Source organism: Kitasatospora sp. NPDC002543, from assembly GCF_053594915.1.
On sequence record NZ_JBSFWR010000022.1, the window covers coordinates 1 to 14,069 of the forward strand.

The window sequence follows — 14,069 nt, forward strand, 5'->3', positions numbered from 1 at the left end:
TCCTGGACACCGTTCTCCGCGACCACTGGGCACTAAACCCTTGGTTGGGGGGGGGCTGCGGTCGGGGGGGGTGAAAAGTACTCCGCCGCCGCCGCTGTTTGGTCACAGGTCCGTCACACCATGCGGGCTCAGCCACCACCGGGCGGTAGGTTCGTGGCCCACCAGACCGAGGAGGCCCCGTGCCCAAGATCGTCACCCGCCGCCGCATGGGCCCGTTCGCCCTCGCAGGCCACATCTTCATGATGCTCTGCACCTGCGGACTGTGGATCCCCGTCTTCCTCATGGCCCGCCGCGGCCGCAAGACGGTGACGAAGTACAAGGGTTTCGAGGACGGCCAGTACCCCCAGCCCTGACGTCAGCGCGGCAACCGCCGCCGCGACCTAGGCGTGACCGCCCGGGGCTCCGGTCCCGGTGCGTCGTCCGGCGCGTCCATGACTACGGTCAGGTACGCGCGCAGCCCGTCGCCGTACCGGCTCTGCCGATAAGACACCGGCCCGGCGGCGCCGCCGGCCTCGATCGCGGCGGCCGCCGCACGGACCGCCGCAGGGTGCCCGATCAGCCGCACCTCCACCGGATGCTGGGTCACGGCGCGGTGGCCCCCGCCCCACGCTGGTTCGAGGCGTTCGACAGGTACGCGGTGAACGCGTCCGCGAGCTCGGGCCCATGGTGGTGCTGCACCCATCGGACAGCCGCCGCTCGCTGCCGCATAGTGGCCGCGAGCGAGCTCAGGTTGGCCGCTGTCTCGCGATTCTCAGCGGCGACTGACTGGGCGTCGTACAGGCCGACCAGGCCGTCCCACACGCTGAGCATTTGGCGGGCGGACATGCCGGGCAGTGGCGGATGCCGGGCGAGGAAATCGGCGAGCTCTGGGGTCACCACCCCATGATGGTCGGTCCCGGCGGCCGACCGGGCCGGAACGCACGAAGTGCCCCCGCCCGGCCGAAGCCGACGGGGGCACTGCTGCCCGCGAACGCGGGCCCAAGCCTGTGGGTGAAACAAGGCCACGGGCGATCCCCGCAAGTGCGGGGCCGATGGGCATGACTGTAGCGGATGAGGTCGCCGTCGACACCCACTTGCAACTATGCCTCACGTGAGGCATAGTTAGTGCTGTCGCAGCCACCACCCACGGAGGACGCCATGACCACCGACATCTACAGCCACACCGGCAACCGCACCATCGCCACCTACCCCCTCCTCTCCGACGTCCAGACCATCACCGGGCTGGACCGCGACCAGGCCCACAACCTCATCCACGCCACCCTCGACCAGCTCATCGCCGAGGACGGCGAGGACAACGTGATCGTCACCCAGCGCCCCGACCGCCCCAAACTCGCCGCGAACAACCCCCGCGACCTCGACGTCACCCACTGGACCACCATCACCGACGACGCCGCCGAGTTCGTCCGTGCCACCGCTGCCGAATACGAGCCCGAGTGAACGCCGAACTCTGGACCGCCGACGAGGTAGCCGAATACCTCGGGGCCTCCACTGCTGCCTCCGTCAGGCGCACCCTGTCCCGCTGGGGAGTGCCCGCCGTGGACTACGTTCCGCATCCCACCAGCAAGCGCCCCCGAGCCCTCTACTCGGCCGACGCCGTCCGTGCAGCCAAGGCCTCGCGCCCCGGCCGCGGCAGTCGGACCGACCTTCGCTAGCACGACGAAGCGCCCCCGCCGGTCGAAGCCGAGCGGGGGCGCGGTGCGTTCAGCGGGGCTGCTGCTGGAGGTCCCGGACCGTCTGTTCGATCCGGTTGACGGCGTCCCTCAAGGAGCCGCCCGAGTTGGGCCGCATCTCGTGCTCGATGGCGGACAGCCGCTCCATCACCCCGGGCCGCGCCGGCACGCCCGGCCGGGCCGGCGCGCCTTGCCAGTCCTCGGACCAGGAGTCCAGCGCGCGGTGCAGCCGGCGGACCGTTCGCCAGAGCAGGCCGAGGACGGCGAGGACGGCGCCGAGGGCGGCGGCCCATGCGGCGAGCGCATCCACCGCGATAACGCCGGTCGGGTCGGCGACGGTCACTCCCGCACCGCCTGCCGCAGCACATCGGCATCCGGGTCCGGCGCCGACCGCAACCACGACGGCAGCAGCCGATCCACCACCGGCAGGGCCATCACCCTCGTGACGCCGGCCGCGACCGCGAGACCGGTGCCGACGCCCCACGCCGTCTGCGGGATCCCCGACGCGTCGATGATCAGGGGGGCGGCCGCGGCGAGCGACAGCCCGGTCTGCACCGTGGTGCGGATGGTGCGGCGGGTCGAGTCGCGCATCAGAACGGTCCTCCCTTGGCGGTGAGCTTGGCGACGGAGGCAGACAGGGCCTCCACCATGGTGGTGAGCTTCGCAAGCTGGTCGTCCGCGGTCTTGGCCCCGTTGATCGCTTCGATCGGGCTCGGCCGGTACCCGTTGGGCAAGGCCGCGAAGTCGGGCATCGGCGAGGCCAGCACCTGCCGCACGATCTCCGGCAGGTCCGCGCGGAGCTGCGCGACCTTTTCGTCCGCCTGCTTGGCGCCGTTCAGCAGCTCGGCCACGTTCGGGATGTAGCCGTCGGGCAGGGCCGCGAGCGGCACCCGGGTGGCAAGGAACTCGTCAGGGGTCATGTCGTCCTCCTCGGCGCTCGGCGCCGGGCTGGTGGTGGTAAAGCCCGGCCACGAGCCGGGGTCCTGGTGGTCGTTCTCCGGCACGTGCGCGTGCGCGTACCATCCGCCTGCGGTCTCCCACGTGCGCTCGTTCCGGCGGCTGGTGAAGTCGGTCGGCCGGCCCATCGGCCACGCGTCCGGGACGCCCCACGATGAGATCCAGGCGTGAAGCCGGTCCCACCCGGCGCACGGGGTGTCGACCAGCCGCGGGTAGACGCGGCCCTGGTAGCGGCAGTATGGGAAGAACACCGCCTCGACCTGGATGACCACACGGCCGGCCCGGTTGGTGCGGGTGCCGCCCGGCGAGTCCACGACGGACTTGGCACGGGAGGTGGCCGGGTAGAGCTGAGCGATCCGGCCGCTGAACGGATCCCAGATGATGTGCGGGGCCGCCGAGCTGCCGCTGCCGGTGAAGTACGACACCAAGCTGTCGAAGCTGCGCCAGTCCTGCGGTGCCGCGGCGGTCGCGTTGCGGTCCCACGTGATGTGCGCGATCGCCTTCGGCGGGTACTGCTGATCGGTCGGAGCGTGGTCGCCGAGGTCGTGTACCTCGGCGCCCCGCATCCACAAGTCGGGCATCGGCCCCTCCTCGCTCGGGCTACGGCCCGTCGGGGCCGGCCATGTCCCTTGCGAGCGTAGGGAGATCACCCCCAGGGGCAGCCCGGCTACCAGCCACCCCTACGAACCCAGCAGGTACGCGCCCTGCAGCTCCGCCCGGATCGTGCCGCCGTTCCCGTCCACGCCGCCCGTCGTCGCCCCAGACGTCCGCTGCACCTGCACCACCACCCGCACCCAGCCACCCGGGCCGTACCACGGCGTCATGTCGACCGTCATCTGCGGGTAGACGTACGTCCACGTCGCCGGGACCTGCCCGGACGCCACCGTTGTCCCGGCGACCACGAGCCGGTAGTCGCCGCCGGTGTTGATGCCGCCGACCTGATCTCCGACCAGCCCGACGGTCACGGTCATGCGCGGGCTGTCCGTGGGGACCTGCGCGATCAGCAGGTCCTGCCACACGGTGCTCGACGTCCGGGGCGCGGTGAAGAACCCGCCGGTGCCGAACCCGACCGGCCGCCACGGGTAGGCGGCGCCCTTCCCGGAGATGGTGTCCGCGTAGATGATCGCGTTGCCGGCCCGGTCGTACATGGCGACGCCCTGTGTCGGGAACCCGGTTGTGGACCACGAGTTGCCGTCCTGCTGCGCGAACAGCAATTCGTTGCCCGGGGTGTCCCGCTTCATCCGCATGCCCATCTGCGGGGTGCCGTTGACGTCGGGCAGGCCGATGTCCCCGATCCGGATCACCTCCCGGGTGGGGTCCTGGGCGGACATGACGATGATCGCGCCGCCCTGACGGATCCGCAGGGTGCCGTTGGTGAGCGTGGTCGTGCCGATCTGGTTGGTGCGGGTCAGCTCGGCGATCCGCCGCTCCAGCTCGGCGACCCGGTCCTCCAGGGTCTGCTGCCGCAGGTACTCGGGCATCTCACGCTCCGCACGTCAGGGCGACCGTCTCCGGGCCGCCGGTCACCGTCACCTTGATGCTGAGGATCCTCAGCTCCTGCACCCGCCCCTGCGGGTAGTACGGGCCCGGGTCGATCGCGAACACCGCGGAGTCGCCGACGGTGTACGAGCCGAGGACCGGGTCGGCGTCCGCGTCGACCACGAACGTCGGCGCCGTCGTCGCCTGCGACCGGGCGGTCAGCGAGGCCTGCGCGTGCGCCTGGATGGTGGTGGGCTGCGTCACCCCGTCGAACGTCTCCACCGCTTCCATCAGCGGGTAGCCGGCGCCCCACTGATCGGGGGCCTCAGCGACGCCGGTCACCACGTCCTGCCCGGCCCCGGACCCGCGGGCCCAGCAGCGGTTGGCGTACTGCGTGCCGTCCTCGGGCCAGTCCGGGGTGACGATGTTGCCGCCGGGCCCGTACTGGAACTGGAACCCGGTCGCGGAGGCGCGCCGTCCTCGGCGTGGGTACCAGACCGCCCACCGCCGGTACCGCGATCCGTTGGCGTTCCACCCCGACTCGACGCCCCAGTCGAATCCGTTGTCGACTGCGGCGAGTTGACGGATCAGGGTGAGGATGTCGTTCCGCTCCTGCGCAGGATCGTATGTCCGGGCCCGGGTGACGCCCGTCGGGTTGACCAGCGGGTTCGTGTCCACGTGGATCGTGCCGGCGTTGCTCGGGTCGGCCTCGGCGTACCGCAGTAGCGACCAGACGATCCACACCTGATCGTCGAACATCCGCTGGCCGTCCGGCACGTACCGGGTGTCCGTGTTGTTGGCGACCAGCAGGTTGTAGTCCGTGGACAGCAGCCGGTTGACGTACCGGCGCTGCCAGTACGACGGGAACTCCGAGCCCTGCAGCTCCATACCCCAGATGATGCCGTTCGCCGAGGTCATCGGACGGCGAGTCCAGATGATGCCGGCCCACACGATCACGCCGTCCCGGTCGATGTACAGGGCAGTGCGCGCGGGGACGGTCGCGTCCATCGGGCCGAGCTGGACGGTCTCGTCGTTGAGCGGCACCGTGCCCTTGAACGTGCCGACCCCGTTCAGCTCGGTGGAGTACTCGGCGCCGATGACGGGCAGTTCGGCGAGCGTGCGGTCCGTCATCACGTCGCAGAACAGGTAGGTGTACTGGTGCATCAGACCGCGGCCTCGTAGGTGATCGACCAGTGGACCCGGGTGTTCTGCGAGGCCCCGACCGGGGAGGAGTTCGACACCCCGGAGGAGGACTGCGAGTTGGTGCCGGTCTTGACGAGGAACCCGCAGGTGGTGGCTCCGCTGGTGATCTGCGTGAGCCCGACGTACTCGTTGTCGCCCGCGTTGACGTAGTCGCATGTGCCGGTCTGGAGGATGCCGCTGCCCGCGGCCTGGACGGGCAGCGACATCGACCACAGGCCGGTGCCGCCGTTGCTGGTGGAGCCGAGCTGGAGGCTGCCCACCCAGGTGATCATCCGGCCGACCCGGCACCAGCGGCTCGTGAGGGTGCCGTTGCCGAGCGTGGGGTTCGTGGTGGACGCCGTCCACGCCGGGACGAACGTGGTCCAGGCCCCGGCGGTGATCTGCTCGTCGGTGATGACCTGTCGAGTGGTGCCGTCCTGGCGTCCGTAGCGCAGGACGCTGGTGTCGGTCAGGTACATCACCTGCCCGGGCGCCGGGTGGTCGGGCACCGCGGTGGAGACGACGGGCAGGATCCCGCCGGCCGCGACCTGGAACACGCGGGCGTCGGTGATCTTCGCGTTGGTGATGGAGGTGACGCCGGCGTCGACCGCGATGTCCGCGAGCACGGTCGAGTTCGGCGGCAGAACGCCGCGGGTTGTTGCCCCGGCGGACGCGGCGTACGGGCCCTGCACCACCACCAGTGCGCCGGCGTTGACGGTGCCGAGGGTCTCGGCGTCCAGCACCTGCACGCAGATCGTGTCCTTGCGGTACTGGCTGCCGGACGACGCGGCGATCGGCAGCGTCACCGCCCCGTCGTTGACCGCCACGTACGCGCCGTAGTTCGCCAGATCCTTGTTCTGTACGTACGAGATGCCGGCCGACACGGAGACGGTCATGTTCGGCGTTGACTGCGCGGTCACCTGCATCTCGCGGCCCTGGTACGACGGGCGAACACCGCCGCGGGTCCGCAGCGATGCCTCGTCCGCGCTGCTGCCGTGGTAGCCGAGCAGGCCCGTGATGACCGACAGGCGGTCGGTGCGGGCGGAGTAGGTGCCGCCCTGCTGGTACGCGGGCGGGCTGATGATCGCCATCGGGTGTCCTCTCTACAGGGTGGCGTCGCGCCACGTCACGGTCAGGTAGGTGGGGGTACCGCCGCCGCCGTACGGATCGCTGCGGTAGACGAACGTGTTGGGGCCGGGCTGCATGATCGGCCAGTCCGACCCGGCAATCACCCAGTCCCGGCGCGGCGTCGACCCGTTCGCGAGGACGGCCCGGGTCGCCGTGTTGATCAGCACGAACTCTCCGGGCGCCAACGTGGCGTTGAGCTGGAGCACGGCGCCGGTCTCCGACAACTGCACCGACGGCCGCACGCACGGCCCGTCGATCCGCAGCACCGGGAACGTCTCGGAGGCCCCGTTGCTGGTGCAGGTGATCGTGCCGCCCGTGCCGCCCGTGCCGTAGAGCCACGGGTAGGTGCGCGGGTACGAGCGGCCGGACGCCGGCGCGTACGCCGCCACCGGGCCGCCGGTGTACTGCGCGAGGGAGTACAGCCGCGGGTCGGCGCAGTAGAACTGCACCTGCGCCACGGCCAGCCGCTGCAACGAGGTGGCGTCGTACGGGATCCGGCGCCGCCGGACCTTGCCGTAGACCATCAGCCCGCGGTCGGGGAACTGCAGCTGCTGCGGCACGACACCGGGCTGGAACGCGCGCTTCAACGCGATGGTCAGCCGGCCGAGGTCGTCCGGGTCCTGGCCGCGCAGGGTGATGCCCAGAGTGATCACGCGGGCGCCGACGTAGTCCGGGCCGGTCCACGTGCCGTGCGCGCCGGTGCGGTCGACGTCGTACGCACGGACGTCGGGCATGTCGTCGAGGTCGGGCAGGTCCGAGATGGCGTAGGGGGTGCCCGGGCCCATGGTCAGGCCGTTCCACACCACGCGTCCGACAGCGGCCATTACCGCACCCCCAGCCCGGCCTGCCAGGACAGCTCACGGCTGACGTCCTGGGCCGACACGCTCGTGCCGTACATGTTGATGGTGTTCTGCTGCATCACCGGCCGGCCGATCCCGGCGTACGCCCCGGTGAGTGCGCCCGGGCTGCCGGCCAGCATCAGGCTGTCGCCGTTCAGCGCACCGGAGATCTCAGCGGTGATGCCCTGCAGCTGGTCGCGCAGGGCGGGTACGCGGGCGGAGATGCCCTGCATGAGGCTGTCCATGATGAGCCCACCGGCCGGGGTGAGGATCCGACGGTCGCGCTCGGGCGGGCCCTTCCAGCTGGGCAACCAGTCGGTGAGCCCGCTGAGGGTGTCCTTGACGCTGCTGAAGCCCGACTTGATGCCGTCGACCAGGCTCTTGATGATGCGCTTGCCGACGTCGAGCAGGCTGTTGGCGAGCCGGGTGAAGGCCTCGCCGAGCTGTCCCGGCAGGTCCCAGAAGATCGAGACGACGGCTGAGGCCAGCCCGGCGAGTAGCTGCTTGCCGGCCTGGACGGCCCCGGACAGGTCGCCCTGCAGCAGGCTGGTGACGAGCCGCAGCGCGGGCACGATGATCGCGGTGATCGCCTGCCCCAGTTCACCGGCGAACACCGACGCGAGACGGACGACTAGCGAGATGATCGGCTGCAGGATCGGCATGATCGCGTTGATGAACTGCCCTGCCAACGTCGCCAGTTGGACCAGCACCGGGGCCAGCGCGGTGGCGATCTGCACGAACGACTGGGCCAGCATGGGCAGCGGCAGCTCCTGCAGCAGCTGCGTCAGCACCGGCAGTAGGGCGCCCGTCAGCGTGGTCACCAGCAGGATGAACGGCTCCAGCAGTTGCGGCAGGACGCCGATCACCGGGGACAGGGTCTCGCCGATCACCTGTGCCAGCACGGCGATCACCGGGGCCAACTGCTGGCAGATCGTGGACACCCCGGCCAGCAGCGGCGTCAGGATCGGCAGGGCCGCGGCCACCAACTGCCCGACCACGCCGAGCAGCGGAGCGGCGGCGATCGCCACCTGGGACAGCGCCTGACCCGCGGCCTGCAGCACCGGGCCGAGAGCGGCCATCACGGTGGACAGCGCCGGGCCGAGGGCAGTGATCAGCGCCTGGATGCCCGGCGCCAGCGCCGTGATCACTGGGCCGAGCATCTGCAGCGCCTGGCCGAGCAGCGGGGCCGCGGTGGTGGCGAGCAGGCTCATTGTCTGGAACAGGGCCTGCAGGCCCTGCTGCACTGCCGGGCTGGCGAACGCGGCGGCCATCGCCCCGGTCAGCTTCTCCAGGGTGGAGATGAACCCGGCGCCGTCCGCCTGTGCGGCGCCGAACACCGAGCCCACGATGCTGCCGACGTTGCCCAGCACCCTGCCCAACTGGCCGACCAGAGCGATGGCCTGCTCGATCGCGGCCTGCATGCCGCCCGACTGGAACGATGCGTTCAGGCGCTGCTGCAGCCCGTCCAGGGCGCCGCCGGCCGCCGCCGATAGCCGCTCGAACGACGGCCCTGCCGCGGCACCGATCTGGGCCAGCGCCTGCACCACGGTGGCCGGCACCTCCCGCATGTCGTACAGGCCAGCGGTGGCGGAGGCGAGGGCCTGCCCGAGGACGCCGCTGCTGGCCATCGTGGACGCCGTGTCCAACGCACTCTTGGCCATCAGGTTCAGGGCCGATGCGGCAACCGTCAGCCGTTCCTGCAGCACCGGCAGTACCTGCTCTGCCGTCGACCGCAGGGCATCGCCGAGGCCCAGGAACAGGGCCTGCTGCACGTCGAGCTTGAGACCGTCCAACTGCGGCTTCAATTCGATCAGCGTCTCGACGAACGCCTGCGCCGACGGGGCCAGCTTGGCCATCGCCTCCGCCAGGGGGTCCACGGCGCCGGCCGCCCCGGCCGCCTGCTGGGTCAGGGCCTCCTGCGCGTCCGCAATCGAACGCAACCCCTTCTCCGCGGTCTTCACCTGCTCGGCCTGCGCGTCCGCCAGCGCCTGCCGGCGGTCCCCAAGTTCGCGCTCGGCCATGGCAACCCGGTCGGCCGCAGCGACCTGGGCGTCCGCAACGGCCTGGGTGCGGTCGCCGACGGTGCGGGCGCTGTCCGCGACCTTCTCCTGTGCGGCCACGACCCGCTGACTGCCCTCGACGCCAGCGGCGTTGGCCTGTTCCACCTGGGCCTTGAGCCGGTTGTAGGCGATGCCCTGCTCGTGGAGGCGCTGGGTTGCCTGGTCGAGCGCGAGCAGGGCCTGTTCCTTCTGCCGCTCCGTCGCCGACGGGTCTGCGAGCACCTTGTTGAGGGACTCCTGTGCCTCCTGCACTCGGAGGGTGTTCTCACGCTGGTCGAGCCCGGAATCGGTGAGCCGGTTGTTCAGGTCCTCCAGGTCCTGGCTTGCCGCCTTGCGGGCGTCAGTGAGGGCCTGCTGGGCGGACAGGGCCGCCTTCTGGGCGTCCGCCAAGCCCCGCTCCGCCTGCGACACCGACCGAGCCGCCTGCACCTGAGCGTCCGCTGCCGCCTTCGTCGCATCACCAACCGACCTCTGGGCGTCCGTCACCCTGCGGGCGGCCTGCTCGTTGGCGTCCGCGGCCTGCGTCATCGCGTCGCTGACCGCCCGCTGGGCCTTCGCGGCCTGCTGAGCCGCACCGGCCGCCGCCGCGGCACCGCCCTCCGCCGGCGCCCACGCCGCGGACAGAGCCTCGCTGACACCCTTCGTGCCGATCTTGATCGCGCCGATCGCCGAACCCACCGACAGCATCGCCGTCGCCGCAACGCCGGCGGCCGGCGCCATGTTCGCGAGCGCCGCCGCCAGCCCGGCCACCACCGGCACCACGGCCCCGAGCGTGGCCGCCATCGACCCGGCCGACGCCCCGACCGAGGCCATCGGCCGCAGAGCACCCGCCGCCGACGCGCCCAGTCGCTCCAACCCGCGCCCTGCCCGGTCGGGCCCGTCGGAGTCACCAACGTGCTCAGCGACCTCGTGGACGGCCTCCAGCTCGGCGATCGCCTCGCCCGCGTGGACCTCGACCTCGACCAGGGCGCGCATGTTGTCGATGTGTTGGACGGCGCCGACCACGCTCTCCAACTCGGCGAGGATGGTGCTGGTGTCGAGATCGAACCCGATGTCGGGCTGCTCCGCCGCAAGCCGCCGGAAGTCCACCTGGATTGCCTCCAGCTCCGCCCGGGCCTGCGCGGTGTCGACCTCGACGTTGACCGGGCGCTGCCAGATCTCGACCATCCGGGCGCGCAGGTCCTGCACCTCGCGTTGGGCGTCGGTTGCGTCGGCGTGCAGCTCGATGTCGGGAATTGCCCGGAACGCGGCCTGCAGCCGGACCTTGGTGGCGTCGTCGATCGCGGCGCCGAGGCGGCGGCCGATCGCGGTTCCCTCGCGGGTGGCCGCGGCCTCGGCCCCCGCGACGCCGGACAGGTCGATGTCCAGGCCGGTGACCAGCCGCGGCAGGTCGATCCGCTCTCCGGCCATCGGGGTCAGCCTCCTATCGGCATCTGGGCGAGGGCCATCAGGCCCTCGCGGGTGGCGTACATGCCGGGGTTGTCGTCGGGTTCGTCGTCCTGCTCGACGGCGCCGGTGGCGATGCGGTGCCGGTCGAGCAGGGCGTGCAGCAGGGCCGGGCTCATGTCCCAGAACTCGGCCTCGCTGCGGCGGAGTTGGACGGTACCGATGTAGATCAGGTCAGCCCAGGAGATGCGGTCGTCTCCGGGCTGCCGGCGTTTCCCGAGCTGCCAGAGCCGAATGCTGCGGCGAACGCGGTCTGCATCGCGGCGGCGTACTCGCGGACGCGGGCGAACTCCAGCAGATCGCCAAGGTCTCGGCCGTCGGCGCCCCGCTTGTAGATGATCTCCTCGACGGTGCGGTTGCCCGCCACGTCCTGCCGGTGGCGCAGGTGCGGCGTGAACCCTCCGTCGTGGCCGACCAGTCCGGCACCGATCAGCTCCAGCAGCGGGCCGAACGCGGCGCCGGTGCTGGTGGTGTCGATGGCGGACTGGATACCGGTGACGCCGCCGAACCTCTGCTCCAGCAGCGCGAGCGAGCGGAAGCTGTAGTAGAGGCCGGCGGTGGTGCCGTCCCGGAGGATGATGGTGACGGGCTGGCCGAGAGCCTGGGCGGGGGTGAGGTCGCTCATGTGGGTTTCCCCTGGGGTGAGTTGGGAGGGCGGGCCGTGCGCTACGGGATGGCGACGGCGGTCTCGTTGAGGGTGATGCTCAGCCACTTGCCGGTGCTGGCGAGCGGCACGGCGGAGACCTCGAACGCGGGAATGCGGTAGTCGTCCTGCGCGAAGCCGAGGTCCGGGAACTTCGAGAGCATGCACTTGGAGAGGGTGACGTGGACGTCCCCTCCGATCAGGCTGGAGCCGCCGGGCGGGGTGACGCCCTCGATCTTGAAGTAGGTCGGGGCGCTGGTGCTCGTCAGCTCCCAGACGGCCTTCTGCGCCGGGGTCGCACCGGAGTCGGTCACGACTCCGCCGAGCATCGCCGCGAGCGCGTCGAGGCTGAGCAGGGCGTGCTTCGCGGACGCGGTGACCCCGTCGATGTAGCTACTGGTGTCCAGCAGGGTGTTGTCGCCGCGCAACGTTTTGGACTGGATGCTGCCGGAGATGGCCAGCTCCTGGATGCCCGGGATGTCGATGCTGGTCGCGGCGTAGGTGGCGGTGCCGCCGGCCGGGTCGCTTGTGAGAACGGTCAGCTTGCAGTCGACGATGCTGAACAGCTTCGTCACGTGGGAGAGGCCACCGGCCATGTCAGTTCCCTTCGGGGTCGGTCTCGGCGGGTTGGCCGAGGGTAGGCGGGGTGATCGGCGGGGTCGCGGGCCCCGGGACCGGGGCCGCGGGCGGCGGCTCGACCGGGGCGGGGTTGGGCTGCAGGAGACCGAGGTCGGCCTGCATGTCCCGGATCGTGAGCCGTACGGCGGCCGGCCATTCGTCAGCGGCGTTGTATCGGTCGGCGCCGGTCTGCCAGGGCAGCCAGCCGCCCCACACGAACTGGCTGGTGCCGGGCAGCCCGGGCGGGCCGGGGATGGCGAGGGCACCGGTGCGGCCGGCGTACCAGGCGGGGAGGCGCCAGGCGGGCCACGTCGGGTCCATGTGCGCAGGGTCGGCGGGATGCCACCAGCCCTGCTTCTCGACCAACTCGCGGGGATACCACGTCTGGCCGTCGGGGGTGGGCTCGGCGATGGGCCCGGTCGGCGTCGGGTCGGTGGGGTTGCCGCCGGTTCCCGGGTCGGTGGTGCCCGGGTCGGTGGGGGTGCTCATCAGGTGGTGCCCTTCTGCAGGGTTCGGGTGACCAGGACGGTGATGACGTGGCGGACGGCGTTGTCGGCGATCGGCTCGCGGTGCGCGGTCTGGAACTGCACGGCGACCATGTCGCTACTGCCGGGGGCCGGGACGACGGGCTGCGAGCACAGCCACATCACCCGCTCGGCAAGCTGGTAGTCCTCGGTACTCGGCGCGGTCCCGCCGGCCTGCGTGCGGGCCTGCTGAACGACGTCGACCTGCACCAGCTCCTGGATGGTGACGACCCGGTTGGGGTCGCCGTAGTCGCCGTTCGCGGTCGGGTGGAGGGCGTAGTTGGTGCCCTCCTGCACAACGACGTACGGCAGCGGCTGGCCCTCGGCCGGGCCATCACGGAACACCGGCACGGGGCTGATCAACGGGGTGAGGTAGGCGCGGAACGATCCGGATGTGGTGGCGGCCATCAGCGGATCCCCCTCGCGTGCTGGCGAAGGAACGTCTCCGCCATGGCAATGGCCGGCCGCATGAACGGCTGGGCCCTGGTCCCGGGGTGGTTGACCCGGGCGACGGGGTGTCGGGCCCCGGGCCAGAAGAGCGCCTTCTTGTCCTTGGGGACGATGACGTGCGGTGCGGTCCCGTACTCGACGTCCGTCGCGTACGTCACGTTGGTGCCGATCGTCACGCTGAACCGAAGCCGGCCGCCGGACGGCACGGCGACGATGCTCGACCGCAGGCGCCCCGTGTCCACCGCGCAGAGGCTCTTGGCGTGGTTGACCATGTCGTTGGCGGCGCGCTCGGTCGCTTCCCGGGCGGCGCCGGACAGCCGGTCCAGCGCGCCGCGCAGGGCGCCCTGGAAGTCGGTGCTGCGGACGGTGTACTGGATGCCGGCCATCACGCACCCCCGATCAGCTGGTAGGTGTTCAGGTAGGGCGCGAGGAGGACGTCCGCCGTCGTCACGCCGGTACCGGACCGCGGCGGCGCCGCACCGTCCTCCGTGCCACTGGCGGGCTCGATGACGACGTTGTTGCCCTCGTCGTCCACGCGCAGTCCGCCGGGGGCGATGCCTCCGCCCGGGGTGCCCTGTCCCGTCGTGACGGCCTGCACCCACACCGCGACCTGGGCCGTCGCCAGGGCAACCCCGGGCGGAGGAGTCTCGTAGCCGTACGACCCGGCGACCGACGCCAGCGTGCCCCAGCGGCGCCACAGGTTCGGCCAGCCGCCGGAGTACGACTCAGCACCGGCGATCAGGTCGTCGAAGCCGTACAGCGCCAGCTGCACCGCGTCGACCTGCCCCAGCGTCGCCGAGCTGGTGACCCGGTACGCGGACGGCGGGACGACGTAGTCGGTCGTCCCGGGCCCGGCGGACAGGGTGACCGTCGCCACGGCCCGCACGCGGCGGGGCAGCAGGATGCGCGCTTCGCCGCCGACCTCACCCGACACGGTGAGGTCGGTCGGCTCGAACGCCTGCTGGCAGTAGGCGTCAACTCGCTGCTGCGCGACCGCGATCCACGCGGCGACCTCGACATCGGTGCCAGTGCAGCCGGCGGCGCGGGCCTGGGCGACGGTGCAGTACACGAGG

General features: G+C 71.5%; 18 protein-coding genes. 2 read left to right on the forward strand and 16 right to left on the reverse strand.

What is annotated here, in order from left to right; all coding sequences use genetic code 11:
* The first annotated feature begins 179 nt into the window (after positions 1 to 179).
* Positions 180 to 353 carry a hypothetical protein gene (locus ACWD4P_RS12565; protein ID WP_449779543.1) on the forward strand — a complete coding sequence of 58 codons (174 nt, stop codon included), beginning with the start codon at positions 180 to 182 and terminating at the stop codon, positions 351 to 353.
* A 229-nt stretch (positions 354 to 582) separates the two neighbouring features.
* Here ACWD4P_RS12565 and ACWD4P_RS12570 read toward each other — a convergent pair whose 3' ends face one another.
* Positions 583 to 876 carry a hypothetical protein gene (locus tag ACWD4P_RS12570; RefSeq protein ID WP_449779544.1) on the reverse strand — a complete coding sequence of 98 codons (294 nt, stop codon included), beginning with the start codon at positions 874 to 876 and terminating at the stop codon, positions 583 to 585.
* A gap of 261 nt (positions 877 to 1,137) precedes the next feature.
* On the opposite strand from ACWD4P_RS12570, the gene ACWD4P_RS12575 reads away from it, so the two are divergent.
* Positions 1,138 to 1,437, forward strand: a complete 300-nt coding sequence (locus ACWD4P_RS12575) for a hypothetical protein (protein ID WP_449779545.1) — start codon at positions 1,138 to 1,140, stop codon at positions 1,435 to 1,437.
* A 264-nt stretch (positions 1,438 to 1,701) separates the two neighbouring features.
* Here the strand turns inward: ACWD4P_RS12575 and ACWD4P_RS12580 are convergent, their stop codons facing one another.
* The 15 genes from ACWD4P_RS12580 to ACWD4P_RS12650 form a co-directional block, all read right to left on the reverse strand.
* The gene (locus ACWD4P_RS12580; RefSeq protein WP_449779546.1) at positions 1,702 to 2,013 is read right to left on the reverse strand and encodes a hypothetical protein; all 312 of its coding nucleotides are present in this window, start codon (positions 2,011 to 2,013) and stop codon (positions 1,702 to 1,704) included.
* On the reverse strand, positions 2,010 to 2,261 hold the full coding sequence (locus ACWD4P_RS12585; RefSeq protein ID WP_449779547.1) for a hypothetical protein: 252 nt from the start codon (positions 2,259 to 2,261) through the stop codon (positions 2,010 to 2,012). The genes ACWD4P_RS12580 and ACWD4P_RS12585 overlap by 4 nt, the downstream gene beginning before the upstream one ends.
* A complete protein-coding gene (locus ACWD4P_RS12590) occupies positions 2,261 to 3,208 on the reverse strand; it encodes a hypothetical protein (protein WP_449779548.1) in 948 nt (315 codons plus the stop codon). The genes ACWD4P_RS12585 and ACWD4P_RS12590 overlap by 1 nt, the downstream gene beginning before the upstream one ends.
* Positions 3,209 to 3,307: 99 nt before the next feature.
* Positions 3,308 to 4,108, reverse strand: a complete 801-nt coding sequence (locus tag ACWD4P_RS12595; protein ID WP_449779549.1) for a hypothetical protein — start codon at positions 4,106 to 4,108, stop codon at positions 3,308 to 3,310.
* A 1-nt stretch (position 4,109) separates the two neighbouring features.
* On the reverse strand, positions 4,110 to 5,270 hold the full coding sequence (locus tag ACWD4P_RS12600) for a hypothetical protein (protein ID WP_449779550.1): 1,161 nt from the start codon (positions 5,268 to 5,270) through the stop codon (positions 4,110 to 4,112).
* Positions 5,270 to 6,379, reverse strand: a complete 1,110-nt coding sequence (locus ACWD4P_RS12605; protein ID WP_449779551.1) for a hypothetical protein — start codon at positions 6,377 to 6,379, stop codon at positions 5,270 to 5,272. Before ACWD4P_RS12605 ends, ACWD4P_RS12600 begins: the two co-directional genes overlap by 1 nt.
* Positions 6,380 to 6,391: 12 nt before the next feature.
* Positions 6,392 to 7,240 carry a phage distal tail protein gene (locus tag ACWD4P_RS12610; protein ID WP_449779552.1) on the reverse strand — a complete coding sequence of 283 codons (849 nt, stop codon included), beginning with the start codon at positions 7,238 to 7,240 and terminating at the stop codon, positions 6,392 to 6,394.
* Positions 7,240 to 10,725 carry a hypothetical protein gene (locus tag ACWD4P_RS12615; RefSeq protein ID WP_449779553.1) on the reverse strand — a complete coding sequence of 1,162 codons (3,486 nt, stop codon included), beginning with the start codon at positions 10,723 to 10,725 and terminating at the stop codon, positions 7,240 to 7,242. The genes ACWD4P_RS12610 and ACWD4P_RS12615 overlap by 1 nt, the downstream gene beginning before the upstream one ends.
* A gap of 5 nt (positions 10,726 to 10,730) precedes the next feature.
* Positions 10,731 to 10,880 (reverse strand): hypothetical protein, encoded by a 150-nt coding sequence (locus tag ACWD4P_RS12620; protein WP_449779554.1) that lies wholly within the window; start codon positions 10,878 to 10,880, stop codon positions 10,731 to 10,733.
* A gap of 50 nt (positions 10,881 to 10,930) precedes the next feature.
* Positions 10,931 to 11,386, reverse strand: coding sequence for a hypothetical protein (locus tag ACWD4P_RS12625; RefSeq protein WP_449779555.1), 456 nt, complete (start codon positions 11,384 to 11,386; stop codon positions 10,931 to 10,933).
* A gap of 41 nt (positions 11,387 to 11,427) precedes the next feature.
* Complete coding sequence (locus ACWD4P_RS12630) at positions 11,428 to 12,000, reverse strand: phage tail protein (RefSeq protein ID WP_449779556.1); 573 nt, start codon at positions 11,998 to 12,000, stop codon at positions 11,428 to 11,430.
* Position 12,001: 1 nt separating this feature from the next.
* Positions 12,002 to 12,511, reverse strand: a complete 510-nt coding sequence (locus ACWD4P_RS12635; RefSeq protein ID WP_449779557.1) for a hypothetical protein — start codon at positions 12,509 to 12,511, stop codon at positions 12,002 to 12,004.
* Positions 12,511 to 12,954: a hypothetical protein gene (locus ACWD4P_RS12640; protein ID WP_449779558.1), complete on the reverse strand. Its 444-nt coding sequence runs from the start codon at positions 12,952 to 12,954 to the stop codon at positions 12,511 to 12,513. The genes ACWD4P_RS12635 and ACWD4P_RS12640 overlap by 1 nt, the downstream gene beginning before the upstream one ends.
* The gene (locus ACWD4P_RS12645; protein WP_449779559.1) at positions 12,954 to 13,382 is read right to left on the reverse strand and encodes an HK97 gp10 family phage protein; all 429 of its coding nucleotides are present in this window, start codon (positions 13,380 to 13,382) and stop codon (positions 12,954 to 12,956) included. Before ACWD4P_RS12645 ends, ACWD4P_RS12640 begins: the two co-directional genes overlap by 1 nt.
* The gene (locus ACWD4P_RS12650; RefSeq protein ID WP_449779560.1) at positions 13,382 to 14,065 is read right to left on the reverse strand and encodes a hypothetical protein; all 684 of its coding nucleotides are present in this window, start codon (positions 14,063 to 14,065) and stop codon (positions 13,382 to 13,384) included. The genes ACWD4P_RS12645 and ACWD4P_RS12650 overlap by 1 nt, the downstream gene beginning before the upstream one ends.
* Positions 14,066 to 14,069 lie beyond the last annotated feature (4 nt).

Bases quoted from the DNA above. Each gene is read 5' to 3' on its own strand.
- ACWD4P_RS12620 (WP_449779554.1), bottom strand. From the start codon at position 10,880: ATGAGCCCGGCCCTGCTGCACGCCCTGCTCGACCGGCACCGCATCGCC.
- ACWD4P_RS12590 (WP_449779548.1), bottom strand. From the start codon at position 3,208: ATGCCCGACTTGTGGATGCGGGGCGCCGAGGTACACGACCTCGGCGAC.
- ACWD4P_RS12595 (WP_449779549.1), bottom strand. From the start codon at position 4,108: ATGCCCGAGTACCTGCGGCAGCAGACCCTGGAGGACCGGGTCGCCGAG.
- ACWD4P_RS12600 (WP_449779550.1), bottom strand. From the start codon at position 5,270: ATGCACCAGTACACCTACCTGTTCTGCGACGTGATGACGGACCGCACG.
- ACWD4P_RS12615 (WP_449779553.1), bottom strand. From the start codon at position 10,725: ATGGCCGGAGAGCGGATCGACCTGCCGCGGCTGGTCACCGGCCTGGAC.
- ACWD4P_RS12625 (WP_449779555.1), bottom strand. From the start codon at position 11,386: ATGAGCGACCTCACCCCCGCCCAGGCTCTCGGCCAGCCCGTCACCATC.
- ACWD4P_RS12575 (WP_449779545.1), top strand. From the start codon at position 1,138: ATGACCACCGACATCTACAGCCACACCGGCAACCGCACCATCGCCACC.
- ACWD4P_RS12630 (WP_449779556.1), bottom strand. From the start codon at position 12,000: ATGGCCGGTGGCCTCTCCCACGTGACGAAGCTGTTCAGCATCGTCGAC.
- ACWD4P_RS12635 (WP_449779557.1), bottom strand. From the start codon at position 12,511: ATGAGCACCCCCACCGACCCGGGCACCACCGACCCGGGAACCGGCGGC.
- ACWD4P_RS12585 (WP_449779547.1), bottom strand. From the start codon at position 2,261: ATGCGCGACTCGACCCGCCGCACCATCCGCACCACGGTGCAGACCGGG.
- ACWD4P_RS12645 (WP_449779559.1), bottom strand. From the start codon at position 13,382: ATGGCCGGCATCCAGTACACCGTCCGCAGCACCGACTTCCAGGGCGCC.
- ACWD4P_RS12610 (WP_449779552.1), bottom strand. From the start codon at position 7,240: ATGGCCGCTGTCGGACGCGTGGTGTGGAACGGCCTGACCATGGGCCCG.
- ACWD4P_RS12605 (WP_449779551.1), bottom strand. From the start codon at position 6,379: ATGGCGATCATCAGCCCGCCCGCGTACCAGCAGGGCGGCACCTACTCC.
- ACWD4P_RS12640 (WP_449779558.1), bottom strand. From the start codon at position 12,954: ATGGCCGCCACCACATCCGGATCGTTCCGCGCCTACCTCACCCCGTTG.